The 26,993-nt window shown below is 41.6% G+C and carries 19 protein-coding genes and 2 pseudogenes; 17 read left to right on the top strand and 4 right to left on the bottom strand.

The features are described from left to right. Positions 1-9: 9 nt before the first annotated feature. The 9 genes from AC1ECB_RS23075 (at position 10) to AC1ECB_RS23035 (ending at position 19,982) form a co-directional block, all read left to right on the top strand. Positions 10-1,506 (top strand): hypothetical protein, encoded by a 1,497-nt coding sequence (locus AC1ECB_RS23075; RefSeq protein WP_485665985.1) that lies wholly within the window; start codon positions 10-12, stop codon positions 1,504-1,506. A gap of 8 nt (positions 1,507-1,514) precedes the next feature. Next, positions 1,515-13,010, top strand: coding sequence for a DEAD/DEAH box helicase family protein (locus AC1ECB_RS23070; RefSeq protein ID WP_485665984.1), 11,496 nt, complete (start codon positions 1,515-1,517; stop codon positions 13,008-13,010). Positions 13,011-13,510: 500 nt separating this feature from the next. Beyond that, positions 13,511-13,906: a phage holin family protein gene (locus AC1ECB_RS23065; RefSeq protein ID WP_485665983.1), complete on the top strand. Its 396-nt coding sequence runs from the start codon at positions 13,511-13,513 to the stop codon at positions 13,904-13,906. Next, positions 13,899-14,456, top strand: a complete 558-nt coding sequence (locus tag AC1ECB_RS23060; RefSeq protein ID WP_485665982.1) for an N-acetylmuramoyl-L-alanine amidase family protein — start codon at positions 13,899-13,901, stop codon at positions 14,454-14,456. Before AC1ECB_RS23065 ends, AC1ECB_RS23060 begins: the two co-directional genes overlap by 8 nt. Then, positions 14,453-15,031: a hypothetical protein gene (locus AC1ECB_RS23055; protein ID WP_485665981.1), complete on the top strand. Its 579-nt coding sequence runs from the start codon at positions 14,453-14,455 to the stop codon at positions 15,029-15,031. Before AC1ECB_RS23060 ends, AC1ECB_RS23055 begins: the two co-directional genes overlap by 4 nt. Continuing rightward, positions 14,994-15,272 carry a hypothetical protein gene (locus AC1ECB_RS23050; protein ID WP_485665980.1) on the top strand — a complete coding sequence of 93 codons (279 nt, stop codon included), beginning with the start codon at positions 14,994-14,996 and terminating at the stop codon, positions 15,270-15,272. The genes AC1ECB_RS23055 and AC1ECB_RS23050 overlap by 38 nt, the downstream gene beginning before the upstream one ends. Before the next feature lie 187 nt (positions 15,273-15,459). After that, a complete protein-coding gene (locus AC1ECB_RS23045; RefSeq protein WP_485665979.1) occupies positions 15,460-16,203 on the top strand; it encodes a hypothetical protein in 744 nt (247 codons plus the stop codon). 80 nt (positions 16,204-16,283) lie between these two features. Next, entirely contained in the window at positions 16,284-17,246 is a 963-nt protein-coding gene (locus tag AC1ECB_RS23040) for a hypothetical protein (protein WP_485665978.1), read from the top strand. A gap of 1,806 nt (positions 17,247-19,052) precedes the next feature. Continuing rightward, positions 19,053-19,982: an LptM family lipoprotein gene (locus AC1ECB_RS23035; protein ID WP_485665977.1), complete on the top strand. Its 930-nt coding sequence runs from the start codon at positions 19,053-19,055 to the stop codon at positions 19,980-19,982. On the opposite strand, the gene AC1ECB_RS23030 is transcribed toward AC1ECB_RS23035, so the two are convergent. The 3 genes from AC1ECB_RS23030 to AC1ECB_RS23020 form a co-directional block, all read right to left on the bottom strand. Beyond that, the gene (locus tag AC1ECB_RS23030; protein WP_485665976.1) at positions 19,965-20,213 is read right to left on the bottom strand and encodes a VOC family protein; all 249 of its coding nucleotides are present in this window, start codon (positions 20,211-20,213) and stop codon (positions 19,965-19,967) included. The two genes, AC1ECB_RS23035 and AC1ECB_RS23030, sit on opposite strands and share 18 nt — an antisense overlap. A gap of 91 nt (positions 20,214-20,304) precedes the next feature. Next, a complete protein-coding gene (locus AC1ECB_RS23025; protein ID WP_485665975.1) occupies positions 20,305-20,742 on the bottom strand; it encodes a VOC family protein in 438 nt (145 codons plus the stop codon). Positions 20,743-20,850: 108 nt separating this feature from the next. Further along, positions 20,851-21,726 (bottom strand): AraC family transcriptional regulator, encoded by an 876-nt coding sequence (locus AC1ECB_RS23020; protein WP_485665974.1) that lies wholly within the window; start codon positions 21,724-21,726, stop codon positions 20,851-20,853. A 217-nt stretch (positions 21,727-21,943) separates the two neighbouring features. Here AC1ECB_RS23020 and AC1ECB_RS23015 point away from each other — a divergent pair, with 217 nt between their 5' ends. From AC1ECB_RS23015 to AC1ECB_RS22995, 5 genes and pseudogenes are all read left to right on the top strand, one after another. Further along, positions 21,944-22,114 carry a hypothetical protein gene (locus AC1ECB_RS23015; protein WP_485665973.1) on the top strand — a complete coding sequence of 57 codons (171 nt, stop codon included), beginning with the start codon at positions 21,944-21,946 and terminating at the stop codon, positions 22,112-22,114. Between the two features lie 130 nt (positions 22,115-22,244). Beyond that, complete coding sequence (locus AC1ECB_RS23010; protein ID WP_485665972.1) at positions 22,245-22,628, top strand: iron chaperone; 384 nt, start codon at positions 22,245-22,247, stop codon at positions 22,626-22,628. A gap of 372 nt (positions 22,629-23,000) precedes the next feature. Next, positions 23,001-23,513 (top strand): annotated as a pseudogene (locus AC1ECB_RS23005) (CatB-related O-acetyltransferase); the annotation flags it as partial. Positions 23,514-23,656: 143 nt separating this feature from the next. After that, positions 23,657-23,866: a hypothetical protein gene (locus AC1ECB_RS23000; protein ID WP_485665971.1), complete on the top strand. Its 210-nt coding sequence runs from the start codon at positions 23,657-23,659 to the stop codon at positions 23,864-23,866. A gap of 18 nt (positions 23,867-23,884) precedes the next feature. Then, positions 23,885-24,298: pseudogene (locus AC1ECB_RS22995) on the top strand (PEP/pyruvate-binding domain-containing protein); the annotation flags it as partial. Between the two features lie 1,170 nt (positions 24,299-25,468). Here the strand turns inward: AC1ECB_RS22995 and AC1ECB_RS22990 are convergent. Next, on the bottom strand, positions 25,469-25,996 hold the full coding sequence (locus tag AC1ECB_RS22990) for a hypothetical protein (RefSeq protein ID WP_485665970.1): 528 nt from the start codon (positions 25,994-25,996) through the stop codon (positions 25,469-25,471). 76 nt (positions 25,997-26,072) lie between these two features. Between AC1ECB_RS22990 and AC1ECB_RS22985 the strand changes: the two genes are divergently transcribed. The 3 genes from AC1ECB_RS22985 (at position 26,073) to AC1ECB_RS22975 (ending at position 26,828) form a co-directional block, all read left to right on the top strand. Then, on the top strand, positions 26,073-26,219 hold the full coding sequence (locus AC1ECB_RS22985; RefSeq protein ID WP_485665969.1) for a hypothetical protein: 147 nt from the start codon (positions 26,073-26,075) through the stop codon (positions 26,217-26,219). 159 nt (positions 26,220-26,378) lie between these two features. Then, the gene (locus AC1ECB_RS22980) at positions 26,379-26,591 is read left to right on the top strand and encodes a hypothetical protein (RefSeq protein ID WP_485665968.1); all 213 of its coding nucleotides are present in this window, start codon (positions 26,379-26,381) and stop codon (positions 26,589-26,591) included. 66 nt (positions 26,592-26,657) lie between these two features. After that, a complete protein-coding gene (locus AC1ECB_RS22975; protein ID WP_485665967.1) occupies positions 26,658-26,828 on the top strand; it encodes a YgaP-like transmembrane domain in 171 nt (56 codons plus the stop codon). Positions 26,829-26,993 lie beyond the last annotated feature (165 nt).

Here is a 26,993-nt window from a genome sequence, read left to right as displayed (position 1 = left end):
GGGATTGCTATGGCTATCTATTTATCCGACCCGCGCTATCAGGCGCTTGATCAGGTTGGGTTTGCACTTGGGCAGAAGTATGGTGCCGATCAGCAGAAAAAGCAACTGGATAACGAAATTGATAAAGGTGCTGGACTTGTTACTAACATGCTGAATAAGAGCAAGGAGATTGCTAACGCCAATAGTCAAGTTGCTACTGCGCAGGATTGGTTACAATATGCGAATGGAATAAAGGATCTTAATAAAAAATGGGCCGACTATGATGCTACAGGGGTTGCCGACGACGATCAGCGAAGAAAAGATCTTATTGCAAAGTCCAATAAACTTCGTGAGATAGCCCCAAAGGGCTATACATTGCCGGGGCAGGACGTTCCCTACGGCAATATACAAGGCTGGATTGATAATCAGTATAACACACTTATTGACCCTGCCATTAAAAAACTAGGTTCCATAGGAGTTGACGTGAGCCAGTTTGCGCGTCCTTCTGACATGGGGCGCGATGCAGGAGCAACGACTCAGCCTAATTTTGATGTGGATGCCAGTATAACCGGGATTAGCAATGCAATTAAGCAGGCACAGCAGCAAGCCAATGATCCGCTTACATTATTAACAGGGTTGCAAAAGCTTGGTCTTAGCGATGTGGCTATGCAAAAGCTTGCACCAATAGCTAATGCTTATTCAAAGAGTAATAACGATCGGGAAGCTATTGCTCTATTAGGGCAGTACCAAACGGAACCTGACTCTGCGAAAAAGACGCAGATTCTTCAGCGATACTATTCCTTGTATGGTGACAAAGTCAATCCAAAGGATTTGACTCCGAAAACAGGGATGGCTACAGTGGACACTAATGATAAGATTAAAATGGTTCAGACTACTCAACCAAATGCTTATGGTTTCGGCCCTACTTCTGTCAACGATGTTGAAACTTATAATAAGGGTATTGCGCCGGCCACCCAAGCTCAGCTTAACTTACAAAAAAAGACTCAAGCCGATAATAGCGCACTAAATTGGGCTAGATTAGCAAATGATGCAAATAGTATTAAACATTACATGACTACTGATTCCGGTGATGTAATAGGCTTTACTGGTGACGGACAGGCCCATAGATTAGCCAATGTTTCTTCGTTCTCAAAATCCGATCAAATGAAGATTAAAGCATTACAAAACAATATGACATCGGCGCTGCAGTTATATAAAGCGTCGGCAAACCAGTATGACCCTACTGCGGTAACGCCGGGTATGCAGCAGGCTATGGATAATTATAACTCGGCAAAGGAACAATTAGATTCTATGTTGGGCATGGGGCAAGGGAACTCTAATACGTCCGGGGCTATTGACTATAATGCCGCCATTGGACAAATTACCAATGCGCTTAAGAAAAACTCGGCTGCTCCATCCGGCCAGAGATGGAATCGTGGTCAGTTCGAAAACTATATTCGTCAAAACTATGGCGATTTATCTGATAAGCTTATCACTGATACTGACTTTAACTCATTTGGAATGTAGGTGAGGTTATGCCATTTAACCCTTTCGAAGATAGCAATATTACTGGTTTTAATCCGTTTGACGAAAGCGACACAACCAATAATACGCAAGAAGAGCCTGGATTGCTTGGTTATGGATGGAACGCACTTAAAGAAGGCACAAAGGATGTAATAAAAAGCAAATTAGGATTTGGTGAAGGTGTAGCTTCTGTACTTTCCAATGAAAGAACGTCAGACCGTGGAGTTATACCGGAATCGGAGATGCCTCCAGAATATCAACAGTGGAGAGAACAAGGCGGCTCTGAAGCATTAAAAAACATAGCCGGAGATTTACGTTCGCTCAAAGAAACCGATGCATTGCGAGAAGATAAAAGCGTTCCCAAACCAACAACGTTTGCAGGAAAAGCGGCTTATGGTGCTGTGGGCATCATTCCGCAGGTTGCTGATATGATGTTGGAGTCTTCATTTGGTGGTTGGATTCCCAAAGTTGGCAAAGCATTGGCTGGAACTGCAGCTATGGGAACGCAGATTGCAGGCAGTGATTATAATGAATTAACAGATGAAAAAGTTGACCCCAAACGAGCACTAGCTGCCGGAATGATAGATGCGGCAGTGGAAGCTCCACTTGAAATGTTTTCGTTTAATAAAATCCTGAAAACATTGAAGTCGGAAAAACCTATTCGTAATGCGCTAGAAGGTACGGCATCTGAAATGACTGTTGAGTTTATGCAACAATTTCCACAAGATGCTGCTGAATTATGGGCAAAAACACCAGGAAGTACATGGGATGAACGTGTTCAAAATTTCAAGAACAATATTCGAAATACAATTAACGCAGGTGCTGAATCTGCTGCTGCTGCCGGTTTATTTTCGCTGGCTACTGGTGGTATTGGCATTGCGGCTAATAAAATGGGGAGGAATACTCAAGGAACAACTGATAGCAGCTTTAATCCTTTTGCTGATACAGGGACGGTACAAGATCAAGCACAAACTCGGCAACAACCTCAACCGCAAGACTTCAATACTCAGCTCCAAAACTTTAAAGCGGCCATAACTGATATTGAATCAGGTGGCGACTATGACGCGGTAGGACCGGAGATTGACGGCGACAGGGCGCGTGGTAAATATCAGATCATGGAAAGCAATTGGCCTAGTTGGGCAGAGAATGCGGGATTACCAGCTGATGCTCCTATGACCCCGGAAAACCAGGAACGTGTCGTAGATGCAAAAATGCAGGAATACTATAAGCAATTTGGCGATTGGGGCAAAGTCGCTATTGCTTGGCATGCTGGACCTGGTAGAGCTGATCTTTCAGATGAACAGCTTGCAAAGTTATCTGACGGCAATATGAGCACTCTTGATTATCGTAATTCTGTAGTGGGCAAGATGGGAAATATTGCTCCTTCTCCAAGTGGTATAACAAACACTACTCCTTCTACTCAATACACCGAAACTCCACTCCCGACCTTTACACCCGAAGAACAGCAGCAGGCAGTGACTTGGCTTGAAGAACGCAGGGATACCAGCGACAACGAGAAAGAAATCAATGATATTGATAAACACTTGACCGACAAGAAACCATCGGAATTACTATCCGAGTACAAGGTTAAGGATGAAAATGGTCGGGAAGTTACCCTGGGTCAAAAACTGTTTCCTGAAAAATATCAGCAACAACAAATACAGGCACTTGCGCAACCTAATGCGGAAATGTCACCTTTTGAGCAGGACTATATTAAGCAAGTTATTCAACAGGAAATCAAGAACAGCAAGGATCAGGAATGGAAGAAATACTTATCTGGCATAGTAAAAGGAAACGCGGCCGCTCTTACTGATTTCGCCAATAACTATTCAGTCAATGGTACCCAGTTAATTGAATTAGCCAAACAAGCCGCCTTAAATCAATCCCAACAAAACTTCAACAGGATACAACAATCTGTCAATAATGCGAAAATTGGGGTACAGAACTTAAATACTCCTACTATTCAGCCGTTTAGGCAATCAGAACAAATAGGACAAGTTCGTGATTTGGCTGCTATCCTTAATGTGATTGCATCCCAAAAGTATGACGAGGCAGAGCAAGGGTTATCTCCTATTCCTGGCCGGGTAGAACCGACTAAGGCGCAGTCGGTATTTAGCCCGGTTGAAGCAGAAACGCGGCTTAATCAGCTTACTGGACAGCAACCAGCGCAAATCATCATGCCTAATCAAACCAATCAAGCAGGCCAACAGGCGATTAATGAAATCCGGCAGAGCGTAGTACCGGCTGTTAATACCTTACCAACTACCGAACAGCTAATGACGCGCCGTGAGCTTCACCGAGCACTAAGCCGTAAAGACTATCCTGCAGCTATTGACTTAGCCAATCAACTTGGTATGACTAGGCACGCCGAAATCTACAAGAATCTAGCAAACAGGGTAGGAAGTAACGTCCGGCAGCATCTAACTGCTGATGATATTCGCCGTTCTGCTGCTTACGATAAACTGAGTGACATGGAAAGGCTTTTTGTTGATGTACTGGAATATTTCAAGGTATCCGTTAATCAGGTTGAATCTACCATTCAAAAGGAATACAATGGAATTGCAAAAGAGTATGAAGCGGTTTTAAGGAGCCAGGTTAAGCAACCAGGGATTAAGGCTACTAGTGAAAATGCTTCAGGAGATAAGTTTAGCCGGACATACAGCAGTAATTTTAAGTGGTTTATGGACTTAGCAAGGCAACGTGGTTATTCAGCTAACAATATGCCACAGAAGGTTATCAATGAAGCTATTCCGCAGATTGCCTTGGAGCATTTAAAAAATGGCTATATTGATCCCAATTATGGTGAATTTGTAAATGATGATATGCGGCAGCAATTTAGTGATATGGAGGCGGCTCTACATGGCATTACATCCGTCCGCGAAAAAATTTCAGGAGCAGTTCCGGCAGCACTTCGAGAACCTACCTCCGGAAGTGAAAGCGACAATCGAAGTGTTCAAGCAGCCAAGCAAGCAATCCCCATCGCAAAAGAATTCGGAAGAGAGCAACCAACAGAGCAGCCAGCCGAAGAGGTAAAACCGGAGCTCACTCCTGTTCAGCAAAAGCAAGTTGAAGGAGCCTTGAAAAGTCCTAGCCTTAAGCGGATTGCCGAGAAGGTACGGCAAGGTGATGGTAAGGCGGAAGAACAGTTTAATAAACTGCCGGAGCATATTCGAAAGGCTATAGAAGGCCGAGAAAGAGAGCAAGCGGAAGTTGAAAAGCAACCATCAAAATCACAGGATGTAATTCAACGTCAAACTCCCAAAATTGAGGATATAAAAGCCGCCTATGAAGAAATAGCTGCAGAACTCTTCAATGGGCAGACTGATAGTCGTGCTGTGGGATTGCGGTCTATTCAGCAAAAATTACAAATACCACATGATGGTTTTGTATCTTTATTATCAGATATTCAGAAAGCGAATATCCCTGGTGTTGAGTTAGGATTTGCGCGTAATCAGGATAGAACTTTTCGGGTAAATACTCCGATAGGTGAACAACGGTATTCGTCGATTACGTTTTATCCGGTGAACAATGGTGCGATACAACAAAAAAACGACGTTGAACAAGGCAAGAAAGAGGAAGCTGAAAGTGATCGTTCCTTTGATGCCAGCAAAGAACAAACCCTAAAAGAAAAGCTTCTTTCCAAGCGCAAGCCCAAAAAACTTGTTAATGTTTTTGACGATAGTGATGAGGCATTAGACCAAGCGCTAAAGGATTTGCGTGGCGAATTGAATAATTTATCAGCGAATCCAATATTTAACCCTAAATTAATGGAAGCGGCTCTTAGAGTAGGCGGTATTTACGCACAGCGGGGCGTTAATAATTTTGGTGATTGGTCCGCTAAAATAGTTGAGGCGGTTGGCGAAAAGGTTAGACCTTATCTGCCTAGTACATGGGAAATGCTTAATAACTTCCCGGATGGCGAAAAATATGATCAGGAAACGGTCAATACTCTTTTTGAATATGCGGGTATTCAATACGAAAACGGACATCAAAAAGAAAAAGACTTTGCAGACCGTATTGCTTCCGAGTTAGGCAGTGAATTTGAACCATTTATAAAAATGGCATACTCTGGTATATCAAAATGGAAAGGGGAAATCCAAGATGCTAAACGTACCGGCTCCGTGGTGGAATCAGATGGCGAAGGACAGCCAATTACAGACCGAATGGGGCAGGAAATACTTCCCCATGGATCAAATGGAATTAGCGGAAGCGATGGACATGGAAGCGAAGCGGCTAGAAAATCAGGGAGTAAGCAGCGAAGTGGTAAGCGCCTTTCTGATGTTCGCTCCGATGATAGCAGAACCGAAAGCAATCCGGGAGTACGCGAAGAAGAACCCGGCGATAAGGAACGCGCTGCCGGAAGTGAACAGTTACCAAGAAGCGGTAATAATAGCATCGAAAGAGTTTCGTCTGACCCAACAGCAGCAACAGGAGTTGCTAAAGCTGCTACAGACAGACAAGATGTTGCAGCCCAGCTCTTAGCCCAAAAGAAAGTCGGTAATAAGACTGTAGAGGTAGCCAATCTCGATAATATTCGAGATACGCTGCCTTTTTTGATGCCTGAACAACAGGAAGATGTTCAATTTATTGAACAGCGTTTTTCTATCTCTGATGGGTACGGCGCTCTAATTACTAACGGCACCGGTACTGGTAAGACATATAGCGGACTTGGTGTTGTTAAGCGTTTTGCCATGCAGGGTAAAGATAACATTCTTATTGTTGTTCCAAGTGACAAAATTGCAAACGATTGGATTAAGTCGGCCAAAAATCTGGATCTTAATATTTCACAACTTGAAAGCACGAAGGATAGTGGAAAAGGTATTGTCGTTACCACCTATGCCAATTACGGGCAAAATTCGTCACTGGTTAAACGAAACTGGGATCTGATTGTTCATGATGAATCACATTACTTGTCCAGTAATGAAAAAGGTGAAACAACTGGCTCTTTAAAATCCCTGCGCAAACTTACTTATCATAAAACTGGGCTATATGGGCGTTTTAACGATGTAGAACAAAAACTTGTTAATGATGTTAAAGAGGCTTATGCGGCCATTGAAACGGCACGGCAGTCTGGAGATGGGCGCCAGCGGCAGTCTGTAAATGATTTAGAAAAGAAACATACAGAACTTGCCAGAAAGATGGAAGCAAGAAGGGATGAGCTTACTTCTGAATGGAAAGCGCTTAAATCGGAAGATAAGCCGCGGGTATTATTTTTGTCTGCTACCCCTTTTGCCTATGTTAAAAATATTGACTATGCCGAAGGCTATCTCTTTAACTACGCAGATAAAGAGGGCCAGGGATATAATGACACAGACGGCTATGAGCAATTCTTTGTAGAGCACTTCGGTTATCGGATGCGGTATAACAAATTAACTTCGCCCGATGCAGAAGTTAACAACTCTCTCATGGAACGGGAGTTTCATGAATGGCTGCGACAACAAGGTGTATTATCCGGCAGGGTATTAACCGTAGACAAAGATTATGACCGTCATTTCGTATTAGTTGATGATGCAATCGGGGCTAAATTGGACGAAGGTTTGAAGTGGCTAAACGATGAAGCCAACGGACGCTACCGGCCATTGTATGATGTTATCATGGCTAATTTCAAGTATCATAACCGTATGTATTTATTAGAGTCACTTAAGGCTAAACATGTGGTCAACCTTGCTAAAGATTACTTAGATCAAGGCAAGAAGGTAGTAGTGTTCCATGACTTTAATAAGGGCGGCGGATTCCATCCATTCCTATTGGATGCAGGTACCTTAGCTAGTGCTGAACAGTTTATTACAAACGGCTCCCAAGAAGCAACTAGTCTAAAAGATTTATACCGAGAGTTTAAGACTGAGCGCCCTGACCTTATCGGCATGGACTTTTCAGGTTTGAAATCACCAATAGCTACATTTAAAGAAGCTTTCGGCGACGCTGCGCTTTTGTTTAATGGAACAATACCAAAGAAAACCAGACTGGCTAACGTTGACTTATTCAATGATGATAATAGCGGCAAAGATTTAATTTTAGTACAGTCCGATGCAGGGCGTGAAGGGATAAGTCTCCATGATCGCACCGGCGAACACCAGCGGGTACTTATTAATTTAGGGATGCCGGTTAAACCAACGGCTGCCATTCAGATTGAAGGCCGTATCTATCGAGTAGGGCAAGCGTCTGATGCGATATTTCGCTATCTCAATACTGGCACTACGTTTGAGCAGCATACATTTGCCAGTAAGATTGCCGAGCGTGCTTCAACGGCTGAAAACCTTGCCTTGGGCGAAGATGCAAGAGCATTAAAAGAGTCGTTTGTCGATGCGTTTGAGGAAAGCGGTGACTATGGTCCAGGCATGGACAACGAAGGGAAAGGTGGTAAAGAGCAAGACAAGGTTAAACGTGAGCGCCTAACACCGTTTGAAAAGGCTGTATCCTACTATTACGGTCAGCAGAAAAAGACGAGTAAAAATAAAGCCCGTGAGGGCCAAGACTATTTTGCTACACCGGAGCCGATTGGTCTTAAGATGGTAGAATGGGCCAATCTCGCCAACAACGAAAAAGCCTTAGAACCATCTGCTGGGCATGGCGCAATATCGCGATTCTTTAATGAAACAGCAGACAATGTTATTATTGAGCCAAGCTATGAACTTGCTCCAAGAGCAGCTATGGTTAGTAGTGCGAAGTTGATTAGCCAAAGGTTTGAAGATTATTATATTGGCAACAAATTCCATGGTGTTATCATGAATCCGCCTTATGGCCATGGTGGCAAAACGGCTATTGAGCATGTAGCCAAGGCCACTAAACATCTATATAATGGCGGCAGGGTAGTTGCATTAATACCGGACGGCGGCATGACTGACAAATCTTTTAATAAGTGGTATGAGTCGGACGATGCTAAAGGTATTCACATGGTTGGAGAAGTTAAATTGCCGGGAATAACCTTTAAGCGTGCTGGAACATCTGTGAGAACAAGGATTGTTGTTTTGGAAAAACAGACTAACCCTGACGCGGCCGCGAGAATAAATCAGCGTTCAACAATTGATTTATCAGGAATTGATGATACCAATGAATTGTTTAAACGGATAGAAAATATCAGTATGCCTGAGCGGGAGAAAGGTAATGATTCTGATCAGGAGCAGACTTCTCCTAAAGAGGAACAAGGCAATGAGGCTTACTCTCTGGCACAGTTTAACCATACTAAGACTGGCGAACCTATCTATATTGCAAAGCCAAACAAACACCTTGGTGATATGTATACTGACGTGCTGCAACTAGCCAAGAAATGTAAGGGATGGTATAACAAATTCGGCAGCAAGGATCAAAAAGGTTTTGCTTTTAAGTCGGAGACTGATCGGCAATCATTCCTTGACGAAGTTGGCACTATTGATACTGATATCAAATATTCCTCCGGTAAAAACACTCCTCCTGATTCCGTTATAGAACGAGCTCTAAAAATCCGCTTTATTCCTGAACCAAAACTCAAATCCGACGAACAAACGCTATCCGAACTAGGCTCCCAAATGGGCGTGCCTGTTCGTTTTTTTGTTGCTCCAAGAGGTTTAAGAGGCTTCCATGCTGACGGTATTACCTACGTTAACCGCAACGGCAATCGCGGCATTGAATGGGCCTTTTGGCACGAATCCTTGCATTGGATGAAGCAGCAAGACCCGGAACTATATCAAGATTTGTATGATACCGTAAACAATACTTTTACTGCTACTTCTGAACAAATTACCGCCTATCGGGACACCATAGAGCAAGGTCAATTACGAGGCGATAATGGCGAGTTACTGCTATCTAATGATGATATTATTGAAGAAATGTTTGGTGATGAAATGGCCGATGTGGCTAAGCGTCAAAAGTGGCTTAGCCAGTTAGCACAGCAGGACAGAGGGGTGTTTGATCGGTTTGTTGATTTCTTAAAAGAAATATTGGCGAACATTAAAACGAAGATTGTAGGCAACCAGGTTGGCCAGCATAGCGGCTTTAGTCCTGAACAGGTTCGTGAAGTGGAGAAAAGTCTTAGAAATGTATTGCTATCGCTGAAAGATGCTACTGGGCAGAGGGCAATGCAGGATAGGACAAAGTTTCCTTATCGGGAGTTGCCGGCGCAGGCCATGCAGTATAGTGCTAATAAAGAGCAAAACAAAAAACCTTCGGCATTGGTCGAAGGTTTTCGAACTGAATCAGGAGTAAATATTCAGCAAGCTACACCTGATGAATTCATAGTGAAGCCTGACGGAACAAAGGATTTTGGTGAAATAACGCCAAAAGAAGCGAGTAAAATGCGTAGACAGGCAGGTAAGATTCGGCTACAGGTCGGGCAGCAGAGGCGTGGCAATAGCTACGGGCTCATTCACACTAAAACGACTCATGAAGCCCAGATTCTCCAACAAGGATATAAAGATGTTGAACACTTTATAGAGGATGTAGTGGCTAACTTTACAGAAATCAGACAAGGAAATGGTTCGGCATTGATGTTAATAAAAAAGAGTTCTCCTAATATGGTAGCTGTCGTAGAGCTTGTTCCTGAGAGAGAAGGCGGCGCAGATTTTTATACTGTAAAAACTGCGTTACCTGCAAATGAAGACTATGTAAAAAAATTTAAACCACTTCTTGATAGGAGCGCAACCCTATCACCCCGTCCCGATTCGGGGGCTGCTTTAGGGGAGAATCCTCGAAATGTCGGGGAGGATCTCCATAGCGCTAGCATCAGAAGTGGTTTGGAGTCAAATGACTCTATTAATAGTATAGTACAGCAGGAAAAGAAAGATGTCAATAAGGGTAATATCAAGTATTCTGCTGAATCGGAAGCCTCTGAAAACTCCGTACAAAGCGCTACTGATAATCTTGCTCACACTCTAGGCCTTAAACCTGCCAAAAATGTGACTGTAGTTGGCCGTCCTGTCGTAAACGAGCCTGGTTTTGCCGGTCGGTATTTGCAGTCAGTTAAGCCGCTAGCCGAAAAACATCCAAAATTAATGCCATTCTTCCGGCTAGCAAGTACCGCTATGGAGAAACAAGAAAAGCTGCGCAATGATTTTCGGCACAGACTGGATAAGATTGAGAAGTTACTCGGTGATAAGGAAAACAAAAAATCACTATTTAAAATCCTGCTTGATGGTGACGCAAGCCAACACAATTACACTACTCAGGAATTGAAGGATGCCGGTTATAACGGCAATGTTATAAGAGCATATCACGCCATTCGTACTGCTTATCAACATGCTTATAAGCTTGCTAATGAAATACGTCAAGGGAGTGAAACTAAATCAGAGAATATGAGTGTGGCAAAACTTGCCGAACTGAAAAACAATAAATTTGTTGAAATCTTGTCTGTTGCGGAAAAGGGACGCGACCAATATCTTGTTAGCTGGAAACAGCCTAAAATTACTGAGCATGTTGTTACAGTAACCAAGTCGGAATTAGAGGCACTCCGACAAGACCCTAATGTGCAAATAACAAAGGAACGACTAGAAACAGGTACTATTCACGCCATGCCTGAGTCAAGCGGCTTAACCCGTGGTGAAAATTGGTACGAGGTAGAATATCGATCACAGACACCGCCTATTGCTAACCGCGAAGGCTATGTTCCTCACTTCTTTCATGACTGGTTTGTTATGGCTAAAACTAATGAAGGAGCAGATATGCTCTATTCAGCTCGAACCATGCGGGAAGCTGTTCAATATGCCAATACGTATGTTAAAGCGAACCCCCATATTGAAATATTGATTAAACCAAAACAATTCCGGTTCCCGGGTGCTGATGTAAATGCGGCTATCATGGGCGACATGAACTATTTCAAGTTGAGCCAAAAGGTTTCTGACGATCTGGAAATTAGTCTTGATGATGCCAAAGAGTGGCTTGACGGTAAAGTCCACATGAAGAACCGGCATAGGTTCGTTGGTAACTTCCTGCAAAGAAAGGGGGCTAACGGTTGGGAGAAAGACCTCGATTGGGTAAATCAACATTACTTCAATATGGTTAGCCGATATGTCGCTATGGACCCGTTTAAATCAAAGTCTATCAGTACCTTTGAACGGTTATTTGGTCAGTACGATAAGGAATATCAAGGTCTTGCCAACTATACCAAAGAGTATATTAACGATGTTAACGGCGTGCCTACTGAAATTGAGGATGCAATCAATAACAGCTTAAATAGCAATAAGTATTTTAACAAATGGCTTGGTGCTTTTTTCGGAGATAGACCTGCACTGCAATTAGTAACAAACGTTACTAATGCTGTTGCTGTGCTTAAATTAGGAATGCTCAATGTATCATCTGGAATGCTCCAATTAACCCAGTTTATTAACGTAGCTAGTGCAATGGATAGCTATAAACATGCTAGGCAGGGGTTAGCTGCATCGTTTGCGCTGTCACTTGCTGACAGAAGAATCTTAGCAGCTGCCAATGTTGATGCTAATCTATCTATGGAGACTGCAGGTTATTCAAAAGCCGGTCAAATGGGAAAGGCATTCCAATGGTCGACAATTATATTCCGGTATGGTGATTTACTTATGCGCCGAACAGCTGTGTTGGGTGCTTATCGAAAGGCTGTTGAGCAAGGTAAATCACGTGGAGAAGCTATTGAATATGCCAAGGATATTAACCGTAAGGCCAACTTTGAATATGGGGTTAACGATGCCCCGAACATTTTTAGGCGCGGTGGACCAGTGTCTCAGGTGTTGCTGCAATTCAAGAAATACCCCATCAAGCAAATGGAGTTAATGGTTGATCTGGCTAAACATGGTGATATTGGACAGAATGCGAAGTTTTGGGTTCCTTACATGTTGTTATCTGGTATTTGGGGTATTCCATTGCTTAGCGTATTTAAAGAGGTCTTTGGTTGGTTTGGATGGGATTGGGACGATGAAGCGAAAAAGGCAATGTTTGAGTGGGCTGGTAAAGATGAATACAGGCAAGCTTTGGTAAAAACGGCTTGGTATGGTCTATTGTCCAATACCGCCTATGGTATAGATGTGTCTAAACGAACTGGTATTGGTGACGCGGTACCAACAAGTATTAAAGACATGGCTGGCCCTGTTATTGGTACAATATATCAAACAGCTAAAGAGATTAGTCGCGGCAATGGATTTGAGGCTGTGAAAGCCGTATCTCCTGGTATTGGAAATATCTTAGTCGCCGCTGCCGGTGAAACTCGCGGTGAAAGGGGACGCGTAAAAACTAAGTATGAGGAAATGTATGAGCGTGTCCAAAAGGTTCTAGGATTTATGCCCGTTAGTGAAAGTATGGCTACCGACAGGGATTGGGTTGAAAAGAGTATGAAACGTAAAATTCGTGATGAGGTAGCCGATGCAATAGACGATTACCTTGAAGCTGAGGCCAATAAAGACACGAATGCAAAGCAAAAAGCCATGAAAGAATTGCAAAGGCTGAAAGTATCTCCACGGCAAGTTGCTAATGAACGTATGCAGAAGCAGCGTACTAATCTCCAGCGAACTGAAAAATCAATCCCGAAAAAATACCGGAATGAATTTAGGGACATACAACAATTTAAATAAGAAGATAGGAGTCGGTTTACCGGCTCCTATCTTCTTTCCATATGTCGAGGCTCAAAATCATAATCAGTATCCCTGTGCTGCGTAAATGGTGAAAGCAGTATACAGAGAATTGCTAAGACAATAAAAAATGGAAACAATGAAGACATCCATGTTAAGCGCAGGATACACGAGGTTAGCCATAAGCAATAAATACCCATTAATATTGACGGTATTAGGATTCCGCTCCACTGGTACATGTAATATGATACGAGGGCTAAAACAACTATTGCTATGGCCCGGCGAAATGGGCTGGTGCTTAATGGTCTTGGATTGTTCATTCTGTATCACCATCCTATTATTACATTATAGTGGAAATTAGAAAGAATAAGGTGTCAATTTTGACAAATTAAAGGAGTTGGTAAAGTGCATATGCCGCGCGAACCATGCCGCTGAGATGCGGTTATTTTATTTTATCGGGGGTGGGGACAATTATAGAGTATACACAAACAGAACTCCGCGTCATGGCCGTGTTTTCGACTGTAGGCGCGGTTTTTTCATGGGCAGTTGGTGGTGTTGATACACCAATAAAAGCATTGCTTGCATTGATCATTATTGATTATGCAACTGGTATGGCGGCTGCATATAAAAATGAGGTTTTATCTAGTCAGCGCGGTTTTCAAGGACTTGGTAGAAAAATTATCATTCTTGCGGTTGTTGCCTTTGCTAACATTCTCGACAATGCCATGAGCTTAGACCACATGTTCCGCAGTATGGCCATTTTCGGTTATTCCGGTATGGAGGGATTAAGCATTTGCGAGAATGTTGATCGCATGGGGTATGGAAAATACATACCCTTATTTATTCGAGAAAAGTTAGTCCAATTGAGAGATGAGAAGGGGGTAAAAATCAATGACTAAAATCTTTATTAACCCCGGCCATGCGCCGGAAGGCAATCCAGATCCAGGAGCTGTCGGACCGTCTGGACTGCGCGAAAGTGATGTAACCGCCGATGTCGGCGCCATGGTTGCTCAATATTTGCGCGCCGCAGGATGCGAAGTAAAGGTGTATCAATCTGATAGCCTACAGGACATTTGTGACCAGGCCAATGACTGGGGCGCTGATGCCGTGGTGAGCATCCATTGTAACTCTTTCAATGAGACATCAACCGGCATGGAGATATTCACGAGCCGGGGATATACCCAGGCTGACAATCTGGCCACACTCATCATGGCACAAATGGCCGGGGATTATCCGCAATTGCCGGTGCGGTCTGATTGGAGCGATGGCGATGTGGACAAGGAGGCTGGTCTGTATGTTTTGATCCACACGGATGCGCCGGCAGTCCTGGTGGAACTGGCGTTTATTTCGAACCCCGCAGAAGAAGCCATATTAGCTAGCTACGAAGGAAAACGAAAATTTGCGGCCGCAATTGCTCGCGGCGTAACGGATTGGCTGGTGGCGTCATGAACATTGACGGAGTCAAACAGAATGCTATTACTTTCTTAAAATCAAACTGGAAATACCTGATAGGGCTGGCCGCTATGCTGGCCCTATTGTATTTTGGCCACCAGGAATACCAACAGTGGAAGCAACATATAATCGATCAGGCGCAGAAATCTGTAAATCCACAGGTACAAACAATCACGCTGCCGCCGCAGGTAATTAACACCGACACAGAAACAGTTCGGGAAGTGGCCGTTCAGGCTCCTAGTACTCAGGGAGCAGTATTGCAGTTTGTGGAGCGCGAGGGCAAGGTTATTGCTATTGTGAATGGCCAGGAAGTAGAAGTACCGAATCAGACCGGGCAGCCGGCAATCAAGCTGGGGGAGAATGGAGAGCTGCGAATGTCTCAGACGACGACAGCTCGGATTGATGTTACCGATATGGCAAACGCTCAGGCTAGGTTGATTGCGAATCAGGAGTTGGAGAAACAGGCCCAGGTGCATAAAAAGGAAATGGACAAAGAAAAATCCGCCCGTAAAAAGGAGCGGACTTTGTGTATTATTGGTACTGCTGCCGGTGCATATTTACTTACGCGATAATCTATTAGTCGCCTGCCGGGGTTCGCCTGGTGGGTGGCTTTTTTGTTACTATAAAGATTTGGTTCTTAATCTTTATTTACATATTATACCGGAAGTTTATGAACAATATAATTCTGACCGAAACTGGCCAACAGAGCAATTAAACTTTAGAAAATCTATGGCGGCAAAAGCTATAAAAGAAATTTTAAATGAAACAGGATTAACAGTTGGAGAGCTAGATAATGTGTTAGCGGCAATTTAAATCCTATATTTGGAAAATTGCAACTGATAGAGCATAAAGCTTCGATTAAGGAAAACTATTTATTCGTTCTCATAAGTATTATTAACTTTTAGCCGCATCCTTCCGGGGTGCGGTTTTTGTTTTCTAAAGGAATAATAATACTTGAGTAGAATATATTACAAAAATATGTTAAAAGGAGAGGATTTGTGTGAAAGAAATTGACCCTAAAAAAAGAGACGATATATCTCGCTTTTTAATACATTTGACCAGAGATAGTGAAAATGGTAATTTAGCTAATGAAAACTTAATTAATATTCTGAAGCATTCATGTATAGAAGCAAAAAATCCCCATTGTCTTTTTCAATATAAACTGAACAATTTTAACGGAATATTGGCAGATAAGTTTAATACTGTATGTCTTACGGAAACCCCTTTGCATTTAATAAAAAACCTAACCCGTAAAATTCCTAAAAGAAAAATAGAGCTAAAACCTTACGGGCTAGTCTTTTGGAAAGATCAATTACTACAAAAAGGCGCAAATCCCGCTATTTATATTAATACTGAGGGTACTGAGTTTAGAGACTATCTTTTAGCACAATTTAGGAAGCAATTTGAAGATATTTCAAAATATATAGTACTTAAGTCTAAAGAAAAATATTATAGGGAAATTATACAATATTATTCTTTAATTAATATAGTTAATCAAAAAAATGACTTTATGTGGGAAAGAGAATGGCGTTATAATGGCGATCTGAATTTCAAATATCGTAATTTGGTTGCTATAATTGCTGATAAACCTGATAATTTTTTGAAACAATGCAGTGAAGTGTTAGATGAAAGGACATTCGGATTTATATACAGAACTCCCATAATTTCGCCTGATTGGAGTTATGAAGAAATCATTGAGCAATTATCATATGAGATCTGGGAAAATCGAAATCAAGAAATATAGAGCCTTATGAGGATTACCATCAAGACATTATTTAAGTTGTCTTGATGGCAGGAAGTGGGAACTGAAAAGGGAGTGAGCGGGTGATTAATGAGAATAACTTGTTTAAATTAGCTAAAAAGAAATTTTGGAAAAAATGGCAATTTTGGAGCGCTATTTTTGGATTAACAATTACCTTTGTAATTGGATATTATACGGTGCAGTATACTAAACTACAATCCGTTGTAGCAATGATGCAAAATTCTCCTATTATTACTTGTGATGTAATCTATGAACCTAATATGAATAAAAATATGCAATCTACGCGATTGCCAATATTATTTTTTTATAACACAGGTGGCGGAATTCTTGATGTCAACATCTCAGTTATTCAAGTTTTACGCGTTGATACAATTAATGAATTAGAAGGAAAACGCAGAACATATTTTATACCTACTGAGGGTGTGTATTATCTTCAGAAAGTTAATGTTGGAACAAAAGAAAACGTTATAGCTAAAATAAATCTAATTTCTCTAACGAGAGAATTTAAATCAGATGAATTAGTATATGGGGACGGAAATGGAAATAGTGCTGCTGGTGGAATTGGGGGTGGCTCAGATGATGCTGGTGGAGATGGACCGTCCGGTTCTGGCGGCGGAGGAGATGGAGGATTGCTTGAAATTGAAAAGAGACCTATTAACGATATAAGTAACTTTGAAATAGAAATTTGTAACGATTTAATAAGAAATTTTAATGATGAAAACGAGAAAAATATAAGATATAGAGTGGGCACGTTAGTTCAACTATCGTACAAAGACGTATTTGATAGAAATCATTTAAATATGTACAGTATTTCTCGAGGTGATGATAGTTATGAGATAGAAAGATTATCTATGCAGGATATAGAACGCATTTTTGAAATATATGCAGAAATGAAACAATCTAAATTAGTATTCAGTGCGTTTAATAAGAATAGTAATACAGAAATGTTGCATAAAATATTGAATAATGAGAAACTATCAATAGTAACACCAGGATCTGGCATAGTAGAATTTGGAATGAAATAAATTAAATATTGGTTCTCCTGCAGAAACTCATTACAGTGTTTTGTACTGCAATAAGTGTACATTTGGGCATAAGTAAAGCAGTTTGTCCATGTTTTGCAATACAAAACGACGTTATAAATACTTTTTGCAGTAGAAGTAGATAAATATTTTATAGACTTCGGCGCTGGCCGGGGGCTTATTTTTATTTTATAACCATCGTTCCTGGATTGGTGTGCTGTTTTAATTCTTCCAACATAATACGCCGGACCTCGATATATCGCTGAGCGACTTCGGTAGCCAGTAGCTCGGCTATAAAAAACAAGTGCGACACGCATTACATTTTAGGTGTGCAATCGGTGTGCAGAGGTGTGCAATTTATAGCCATTTTTACCCGGAATAAGCCATTTATAGAATTCCACAAGTATTGATTTTACTGGGGCTGCTGGTTGCGCCGTCTTGCGGGAATCGCATTCCCAAGCCGTGGGTCGCGAGTTCGAATCTCGTTGCCCGCTCCAGTAAAATGAAGAATGACGCGGGTTTAAAGCCCACGTCATTCTTCATTTTTTTTTGCGGAAAAAGCCCCTTGGGTCGCGGGTAAAACTGTTGAATTTACCGGCGACCTAAGGACGAATTTTATTGGGTTTGGGAAGCCGGAACTCTCCCACTGAGCTACGCCGGCTTGAATCTTTTCCTCCTAATTAAGAGGAGGCAGATTAAATGGCAGTTGATAATCTAGAGGGTACAGAAACAAGATTATTGATTTTCGAGTTTTTGGCAGAGAGAGAACTTGAAGTTAGTCACTACACGATTGATGTTATCAAGAACGATTGAGCGGTTTTTGCGGCAAGCTGGCGAAAAGATATTATTCAGAAGCCGATCCAAAGACTTGGCAAGGGCGATCAAGCGGTTCTTACAGCCATTAAAAGCAAGTCATTACAACAAGAGCCTTCAGGCGTTAAGACAATTCTTTGAGTATTTATTTTCGGAAGGAATAGTTCAATCTAATCCTTCCGCTGGATTGAAGTTTAAGACGTATACTCCACGGATTATTCAAATTCAAGACAGCGTTATTAGAGAACTTATCAAGCTGCCGGATCGCTAAACATTTACAGGGCTAAGAGATTATGCCCTCGTATTAACAATGGTTGATTGTGGTATACGACCAAATGAAGCGGTTCAGCTTAGAGTAAAGGATATCGATTTCATAATTCCCACTTAGTTGTGCGCGAGGAATGCAGTAAGACTAAGAAACTGCGTGTATTACCAATATCCCCTAAGACTATTCAGGCGCTAAGAAGATTAATTTCTGTGCACCAGAAATAGTGGAAAGAAGATGTACCGATATTTTGCACTTGCTCAGGCACACTAATAATGGTATTGGGTTGTAGTAAACCGAACAATATATCAGCAAGAGGAGCACTTTGAATTTGATAATATGTCGGTTGCCGTTTAGATTTCGTGGTGATATTCCTTTGCATTTGGAGTGAATCCCATAAAGTTTGGGGAGCGTGCTTGTGCCTTCTAGCGATTTAACGGCTATATAAAATCTACTTTTACCAGCAAACTCGGTGTCGCTATTTGCATTAACCCAAATAAAGTGGTAGGTTTTGTTGCTAATGCATGTTTTGGATTCACAAAATGTAGGATATGTAAAAGGCACGGCACCGTCCGAAGGTGCAACGTCTTTTAGGAGAACAAATGTCATCCATGTTTGATACCAATTATGCTGATAGATGCCTAAAAATAAGAAAAGACACTCTATAACATAAAATATAAAAGCAAATCCTATGCAATAGCGAATGCTCAAATTCTGTATGAAGGGTGAGTATGATTAAAAAGATAACAAGTATCTATCTGATCGTCATAATGCTCTTAGCTGTAAGTGGCTGCGCTAACAAAGGGGTTACTCCACCCCCGGAATCTGCTAAACAACAGGTTGGACAGGACGCGGTAGCTACAGAAAAAGCCGTTATGTATAACTACAATGCACTCTTGCAGAAAAAAGATGTCACTGTTCCGGAAATAATTAAGTATATTGACGAAAATATTGGCTCTATATCCCAGGCGAGCGCATCGTCGATGATCATTGGACTTGAAAAGGTTCAGAAAGAGAAGCTGCCTAAGTTGCAAGATAAGTTTGGGGACAGTGAAGCAGTCCAAAAAGCCTTGACAAAAATCTATAAAAATGGCCTGACAAGTCAGGCTATTAGTAGTATCGAAAATCAAGAAACTAAAGATTTATTATTTGATGCCCAGAGCAGCGGCTTTAAGATTGAAACAGCCGAAGGAATGTATTTCCCCGTAATCGACTACTCGGCTTATAAGAAATACCATAATGCTGTTACCCAAGACATTACCGCATACATTGATATTATGGCTGTAGAATCAGACAAAACCCCGATTAAAGATGCGGCACTAATGATAAGCTGGAGTGAAATAATCAAGCGGGCGCAGGAACAAGAACGGTATATCAAGGACTATGGAAATTCAGCCAAAGTAGAAGACATGAAACAACTTCTTAGGCGGTATACGGTTTTTGCCATGTACGGCGCTAATAATACGCCTCTTTTTAGCTACGATACGAAGCAGATGATTCCCGAGGCCAAGAAAACGTATTTGGAAATTGGCTTCGATGCTAATAAAGGTAGTTTTTCAAAGGTTATGAATGAGTATCTTGCTGTGTTAAAAAAGAATTACTACAAATTAACCGCCGAAGTACAAGAATACAGAAACAAAGCCTCAGAGGAAATTCGCTGACGCAGCAAGGGTTTTTCTGCTTCTTTTTCTTTCTCTCCATGCCTGACCATCTGGTATCCCTAATCCTACACAGGCTACTTTAATGTCATTAAGCCCAACTATTCGGTTCAACTTCTCTCCTTCCAATTCCCATTCCTCTTGCACTTGAAGTCCAAAATCAAGAAAAAACGCTTTAGCCTCTGAAAGATCATTTACGTTTATACTCACATGATCTATTCTATTGAGCTTCATATCCCACATCTCCGATGTTCCGTTTTTGCAATCCTTGAAGTTAGGTGTAGGGCTTTTAGTAGCACTTCTCTTACGACTTTTCAAGCGTTAATTACCACGAAACCCCATATTTATCTTCAAGCCAGCCGAACTTTTCACTAAAAGGATAAGCAGCCAATGGCATTAATACTTTGCCATCTTGAGATAACGATTTAAAAACCCGGTCAATCTCGTCTTCTGTATAGCATTTAACATATAGCGAAATAGCAGGAGTAAACGTGAACGCATGCTCGACATAGCTGTCTATACACATAAAGACCTGTCCATGTAGCGAAAACATAGCCTGGAAGACCGTTCCCTCTTTGCCAGCCTCGTTTGCCCCATATCGAGTAATATTTATGATCTCTGACTGGTCAAAGCAAGAGGTGTAAAGTTTCATCGCCGCTTCAGCGTTGCCTGTGAACATTAAGAAGGTATAAATTTTCTGATTTTCCATCGTAGTACACTCTTTTGTCTCAGTTCGCGTCTTACAATAATATGTAGCGAACACAGAAGTTTTACTCCTTTGATGTTATCACCGAGCTGATGGATCACGTATAAGAAAACGGCCTCAATCCCCGTGCAAAATGGCAGTGGGAGAGGCCGTTCCTTTATTAGCTTACAGCTTTTTTACAATTGGTATCCATATTTCACTCTTAAAGTTCGGCGAGGTTACATCTTTATGCTCATTCCATAAAATTTCTGGTCCTTGTACCACCTCGTAATTTGATGAGGAGAGCCATTCCGAATAGATACGTCCCCAGACATCCTGGAGCGTAGCAGGAAATGGGCCGATAGCTTCGAATACGCCCCATGTTAAAGCGGGCACTTCAAGTATTGTCAGGTTATCTAGGCCTTCTTTTGTTGTTGCAACGCCGATATAGTGGTCAAGCTCACCCTTTTCTTCCATTCGTTCTGTTGAGAAGTTAGCAGATGCACTGATTAATCCTAGCGGTTCGACGTTAGAAAGGCTTTTCAGCAGACTTATCATTTCGCTATTTAACGACTGCCACATAGCGGTAATCTCAGGATTAACTCCGTTAAAAACGATAGGAACTCTTTTCTTAATACCTACAATATGGAAGGCATCTTTTTCTACAATCCGATAATTCATTTCAGTTCCTCCTTTAATGGTTAGTTGGAAGGTCATACGGGGATAGGCTTTTAGTGCTTGACCATTAGTTCTTGCTTCTGAAGGTGTTAGTCCATGCATGCTTTGGAAAGCTCTTGTAAACGAATCAGGTGAAGTATAGCCGTACTTAATCGCAATATCAATGACCTTTACATCATTGTTGATAAGCTCAAGTGCTGCAAGAGTAAGTCTCCTGCGCCGAATATATTCCGATAGCGTAATGCCTGCCAGAAAAGAAAACACGCGCTTGAAATGGTATTCTGAGCAATAAGCGAGCCTAGCAACTTCTTTTATATCAATATCACTAACCAGGTTTTCTTCGATATATCGCAAGGCTTCATTCATTCTTTCAAGTAACCCCATGTGTTATGACCTCCCTGTGGATATAGGATACCAGAGTTTTAAAATGTACATCCGATATTTTGTGCCCAGTTATGTAGGACAGAAGTGAGGTGTATGCTTCGACGTTTCTCCGGTTAAAGGTTAATCTATCTACTGTGCGGGAATTCTATATTACTAGACACCGCTAAGGTTCAGAGGTGGATAGGTATATGAGAATGCTAGGAGCGGCTGGCATGAAATGACTGAAAACAGCGCACATTATTTTGGTCACACTATTTTTCGGCGGAATGCTGAGTTCGGTTGCTTTGTAGTTCAAACAGTAATCGACATATTTGTTGTAGATAAGCTCATGATGGCAAACGTAGCTATTCTAGAAAGTGAGGGAGCAATGGCGCATTACGGCAGCTAGTAGTTAATGTTCAAATTGTATTGACGCTATTTTTGATAGAGATATCTGTTTTTAAGCCTTGGCAGAAATCAAGGATAAAATAAAGCGTAAAAATAGCGTAAAACATTTATGTTGCTTTCGGGAGGATATCATGGAAGAAACCAAGACAACAGTAAAATCAATTGATGAATATATTTCCCAATTTTCTCTCGAAGTTCAGGAAATGCTTAAAACCTTGAGAAAAGTGATAAAAGATGCTGCACCGGATTCAGAGGAAAAGATAAGCTGGCAAATGCCTACATTCGTGCTGCACGGAAATCTGGTGCATTTTGCGGCTCATAAAAATCATATTGGGTTTTATCCAAGCCCTAGCGGAATTGAAGCATTTAAGCAAGAACTTTCGGAATATAAGGGGGCAAAAGGGTCGGTACAGTTTCCTTTAAGCAAACCGCTGCCTTATGAACTTATAAGGAAGATCGTCAAGTTCAGAGTTGCTGAGAATACGAATAGAGCTAAAGAGCGGAGCCCCAAATGACCACTTCCATTTGCTTTACTAAGAGGAATCAAGCTAGAGTTACTACTAAAAAACTGTCCGTTTGATGTCTTGCCAGGTCTTAATGTCGCGTTTCTCGCTGCTAAGCCTACGCAAGAGGCTATTGACGGACTCCTCTCATGCGACATTGGGAACGATGAAATCCATACAAAGATAAGGACATTTATGTGTTGTATCAAGAGAATATACGAGAAACCCTTCTAACGACTAATTTTTTGGAGAAAAGACTCAAAGTTCCGCTGACGGTGAGGAACTGGAATACTGTCAATAAGTTGGCAGAGCTAACCAAACGGTAGGGGGACGAAACTGATAATAACTCATAAGTATGGGCCAGCTCCAGACAATCCATTTCCAATGGAAGGACATAAAAGAGTCTGTTTTTTGAAAGCAGTAATAAAAAATCCCAACATAATTGTTGGGGATTACACCTATTACGATGATTCAGAGCACCCTGAACAGTTCGAAGAAAAAAACGTATTGTACCGATTTTTTTGGAGATAAATTTGTCATAGGAAAGTTTTGCGCCATTGCAACGGGAGTGAAGTTTATATGAATGGTGCCAATCACAAGATGAATGCATTTACTACGTACCCTTTTGCCATCTTTGGTAGTGGCTGGGAAGCCCGTATTCCGAGAAAGGGTGATACCGTAATCGGTAATGACGTTTGGATAGGTATGGAGTCTGTTATCATGCCGGGAGTTAAGGTTGGCGATGGAGCTATTATTGCCGCGAAGTCAGTTGTTACCAAAGATGTTCCTCCATACACAATCGTTGGCGGAAACCCAGCTACGATTATCAAGGCACGGTTTAGTGAAGAAGTAATAGACAGTCTACTTGATATCAGATGGTGGAACTGGAGTATAGAATAGGTAACCCGAGATATTCCCATTTTAGTCAGCAATAATGTTGTGGCGTTAAAAGAGTATAGTTCGCATCCCTACATTAGAACAGATAGAGGAAAAAACTATATCTGATAACCTTATTGGTGCGGAAAAGAGGAGTATATCTGATGAAAATGGTTGTTGGCTTTGAAGAACTAACGCCGGAACTCAGGAGTTCGGCTGGGTGGGAAGGGCAGTATGCTTGCCTCGATGTATCAAGCCGGATACCCTGTACCAGAAGGCTTTGTATTCGCCCTTCTGCGTTTAGAGAGGATAAGCTAAATAACGAAGCGGCGGTAAAGATACAAGCAAATATAAACTCACTAAGAGCGAAATAGTCCGATGCAAGATTTGCTGTACGGTCATCCGCCTTAAGCGAAGATTCCGCGCAGGCTTCTTTTGCCGGAGAATTTGAAACAGTTCTTAACAGGAAAACGGATGAGGAAGTCTTTGATGCCATACATATCGTTTACCATTCGAGGCTTTCAGAGCGGGTAAAAGCATACAGTTCTATTCAAGGAATGGCTGAAACGCATCAGATTGCTGTCGTAGTTCAGCTTATGGTACAGTCTGAGATTTCCGGGGTACTATTTACGGCTGATCCCATTACAGGCAGCCGTGTCAACATGATTGGAAATTACGTATTCGGATTAGGGGAACAGCTTGTATCTGGCGAAGCTAATGCTAAGTCTTTTGCATTCATACGGCCTAACGGAAAGTACGATGCCCCACGAGGTTTTCTCCCTATGCGGTTACGTTATATAAATTAGCGGACAGGCTTGAAAGCGAGTTTAACTGTCCTCAGGATATTGATGGGCAGTAGCTAGAGAAAAAGCTATACATACTGCAATCACGGCCCGTTACGACCTTGCAAGCAGGCAATATGGATACATATGAAATAAACGATAGTCTTACCGGAGACTTCCTCTGGGTTAATACGAATATTGGAGAAGCCATACCGGATGTTTTTACACCATTTACATGGACGGTAGTTAGGTCGTTAGACATTGAAATTGGAACTGTTCCCGGCTTTTATTTGTGGTCAGACAATATTTGCGGTAGGGCATATCCAATATTAATATGCGCTTGTCCATCATGATCACGTTCGGTGTGAGCGTCAAGCGTGGACTGAATTTAATCAAGGATGTTTTAGGACAAGCTCCTGAAGGCATCAATGTTTCTATCTACCCCTTTTCACGGCTGGGTTTGCTACTGAAAACAACATCACCAATGCCGACAGACTCGAAGGTGAAATGCTGGAGGAAATCTTTACCCCAAGCAATCTTAATCAAGCATACAAACGGGTTAAGAAGGACGGGAAATACCGTCCACAACTCGTACGGCGGGTAGTGGTCAGGAAGAAATAACATTTGGTGATTTTCAGCCTGGTCGCTACGCTTGGATACTAACCAACGTCCGACAGAGCCGATGTCAGCTAAGGGTATGCAGCGGCTTTGGGAGTAGGATGAGGAGGGATTGGTTTGGGTAGACCAACAGGAAAAATGATTGAGTTTGCCACTAATCTGCTTGAGCAACTAGGCTATGACCCAGATACATACGATTTCGATATCATGAGCTTTGAGCAGTATACGACTTGATTAATGAGCTTAAGGATGAACGGGGATATTAGTAACCAGCCCTAACCAAGACAAATAAGGGGGAGTGGACAGTTTGAGGGGAAAATAAAAGGTGGCAATCGCTACCAACAGTTAACTGTGTTTTTTTATCTGTATCGTCCGAGGTATTAGTTGATACTTTTTTATTTCTATAGTCCTTTAAAATTTGTTGCTGATTATGCCATTCATTAGTTCGATCATCATGTTTTGGCTCAAGAAGCCACACCTCCCTAATTAGTATTTCTGAGATGAGATGAAATACGGCAGGTGAAATTTTTCAAATAAATTGGGGGCGATCACACGTCCTTTGAGCCAGAGAGGGCATTAATCCTTGCTATCATCGTCTTTAGGCAATGGTTTTGCTGCTGATGGCTGTAACTTGTAATTTTTTATATCTCTGGTACTAAGTAAAGCATCGTCTTGCCAGATTTGATAGATATATAGTACTACGGCGTGTCCTAGAGTAATTGGTAGGGAGAATAAAGGGTTAATATTAAATTCAAAGATACCTCTCACTGGTAAAAAATAGCTTAATAAGAAAAAATTGAAACCTATATCCAGTACTAGATTTACAAGCATATACAACCAAAATCGCCCGTAAGTAAATTTGAAAACCCATATTGTTAAGACAGGCATTGTGCCGTAATAATAAGGTAGCATTTGACTGAACGGAAAAATTGGTTGGATTGTAGCCCAAAATCCTAAAGTAGTTCCAACGTCATGTATGATTGTCGTTGCAACAATAGCGGCCAAGCCAACAGGGAACCATTTCTTAATTTCGTCTTTATTCATAAAGAAAAGAGTTAGCCAAGCAGTTAAAAACATTGACCACATAATCAAATTATTACTCAAAAGACTTCGCTCCTCACGGCATTGAGATAAGTTTAGTTTTTAATTAATTACAGAATTTATACAATAGGGGGACAATATGAAAGGTAACTGTCCGGTAATCTATCCTTTGTATGCAGCCTTGTGTTGTTGTATAGAGTGTAAGAGCCGTGAGACTTGTGATAAAGCCTGTATATGGAAGAATGAGAAGGATGGTGGTGCGGGTGATGCTAATAGAGAACATTAGCTTACCAAAATTTAAATCATGACAGGAATGACCGTTTGCTTTTATGCTGTTTACTTATTACTTGCATGTAAACTTTGGAATTTATCTCTTGTAGATCCAATCAGGAATACTCTTGATAATCTAGGATACGGAAACCGTAATAATTTACTCCTTGGTGCTGTGATTGCCATAGCGGAGTTGACTGATTGCGAAGAAATGACCATGGATAAGATTGTGCTATGGCGGGATGTATATGGCAAAGAAGAAATAGAATTTGGTGACTTTCAGCCTGGCCGCTATGCATGGATATTAGAGAATGTGCGTCCGATTGATCCGATATCGGCTCAAGGACGGCAGCGGCTTTGGGAGTGGGATAGCCAGATTCTATCATAAGGGGTAGTCGAATAGACTTTTTAGCTATGCGAATAATAGGTGTAATTCAAATAGGAGGAATGATTGATGCACCTTGATTTTGGAAAAAACTTAGGCAATACTGACAAGATAATAAGGGTAATACTTGGTGTATTGTTGATTGGTCTATATGTGAGTGGCGCCATTCGCGGGGGATGGGGAATAGCAGCGGTAGCGTTTGCCTTAGCGCAATTCGTTGAAGTATATTTTTCGTATTGAATTGTCTATGATCTAATGGGTTGGTCAACCCGTAGAATAAGGTCAGAACAATAATATAAAGGGCAGCTAGTCTGCCCTAATTGGCTTTTTATATATTATGGGGTGGGGTACACATGAATAAGAGTTGTGGCAATTGTATCTATTGGAGTGCTAATCATGCAGAAC

This window comes from Sporomusa sp. 246TCP1, assembly GCF_057319775.1.
The sequence above is the reverse complement of the archived record's forward strand: the minus strand, read 5'-3'. Positions and strand labels throughout refer to the sequence as shown.

Excerpts from the sequence above, each read along its gene's own strand:
- AC1ECB_RS23075 (WP_485665985.1), top strand. The coding sequence starts at position 10 with ATGGCTATCTATTTATCCGACCCGCGCTATCAGGCGCTTGATCAGGTT.
- AC1ECB_RS23070 (WP_485665984.1), top strand. The coding sequence starts at position 1,515 with ATGCCATTTAACCCTTTCGAAGATAGCAATATTACTGGTTTTAATCCG.
- AC1ECB_RS23065 (WP_485665983.1), top strand. The coding sequence starts at position 13,511 with ATGGCCGTGTTTTCGACTGTAGGCGCGGTTTTTTCATGGGCAGTTGGT.
- AC1ECB_RS23060 (WP_485665982.1), top strand. The coding sequence starts at position 13,899 with ATGACTAAAATCTTTATTAACCCCGGCCATGCGCCGGAAGGCAATCCA.
- AC1ECB_RS23055 (WP_485665981.1), top strand. The coding sequence starts at position 14,453 with ATGAACATTGACGGAGTCAAACAGAATGCTATTACTTTCTTAAAATCA.
- AC1ECB_RS23035 (WP_485665977.1), top strand. The coding sequence starts at position 19,053 with ATGATTAAAAAGATAACAAGTATCTATCTGATCGTCATAATGCTCTTA.
- AC1ECB_RS23030 (WP_485665976.1), bottom strand. The coding sequence starts at position 20,213 with ATGAAGCTCAATAGAATAGATCATGTGAGTATAAACGTAAATGATCTT.
- AC1ECB_RS23020 (WP_485665974.1), bottom strand. The coding sequence starts at position 21,726 with ATGGGGTTACTTGAAAGAATGAATGAAGCCTTGCGATATATCGAAGAA.
- AC1ECB_RS23015 (WP_485665973.1), top strand. The coding sequence starts at position 21,944 with ATGACTGAAAACAGCGCACATTATTTTGGTCACACTATTTTTCGGCGG.
- AC1ECB_RS23010 (WP_485665972.1), top strand. The coding sequence starts at position 22,245 with ATGGAAGAAACCAAGACAACAGTAAAATCAATTGATGAATATATTTCC.
- AC1ECB_RS23000 (WP_485665971.1), top strand. The coding sequence starts at position 23,657 with ATGAAAATGGTTGTTGGCTTTGAAGAACTAACGCCGGAACTCAGGAGT.
- AC1ECB_RS22985 (WP_485665969.1), top strand. The coding sequence starts at position 26,073 with ATGAAAGGTAACTGTCCGGTAATCTATCCTTTGTATGCAGCCTTGTGT.
- AC1ECB_RS22975 (WP_485665967.1), top strand. The coding sequence starts at position 26,658 with ATGCACCTTGATTTTGGAAAAAACTTAGGCAATACTGACAAGATAATA.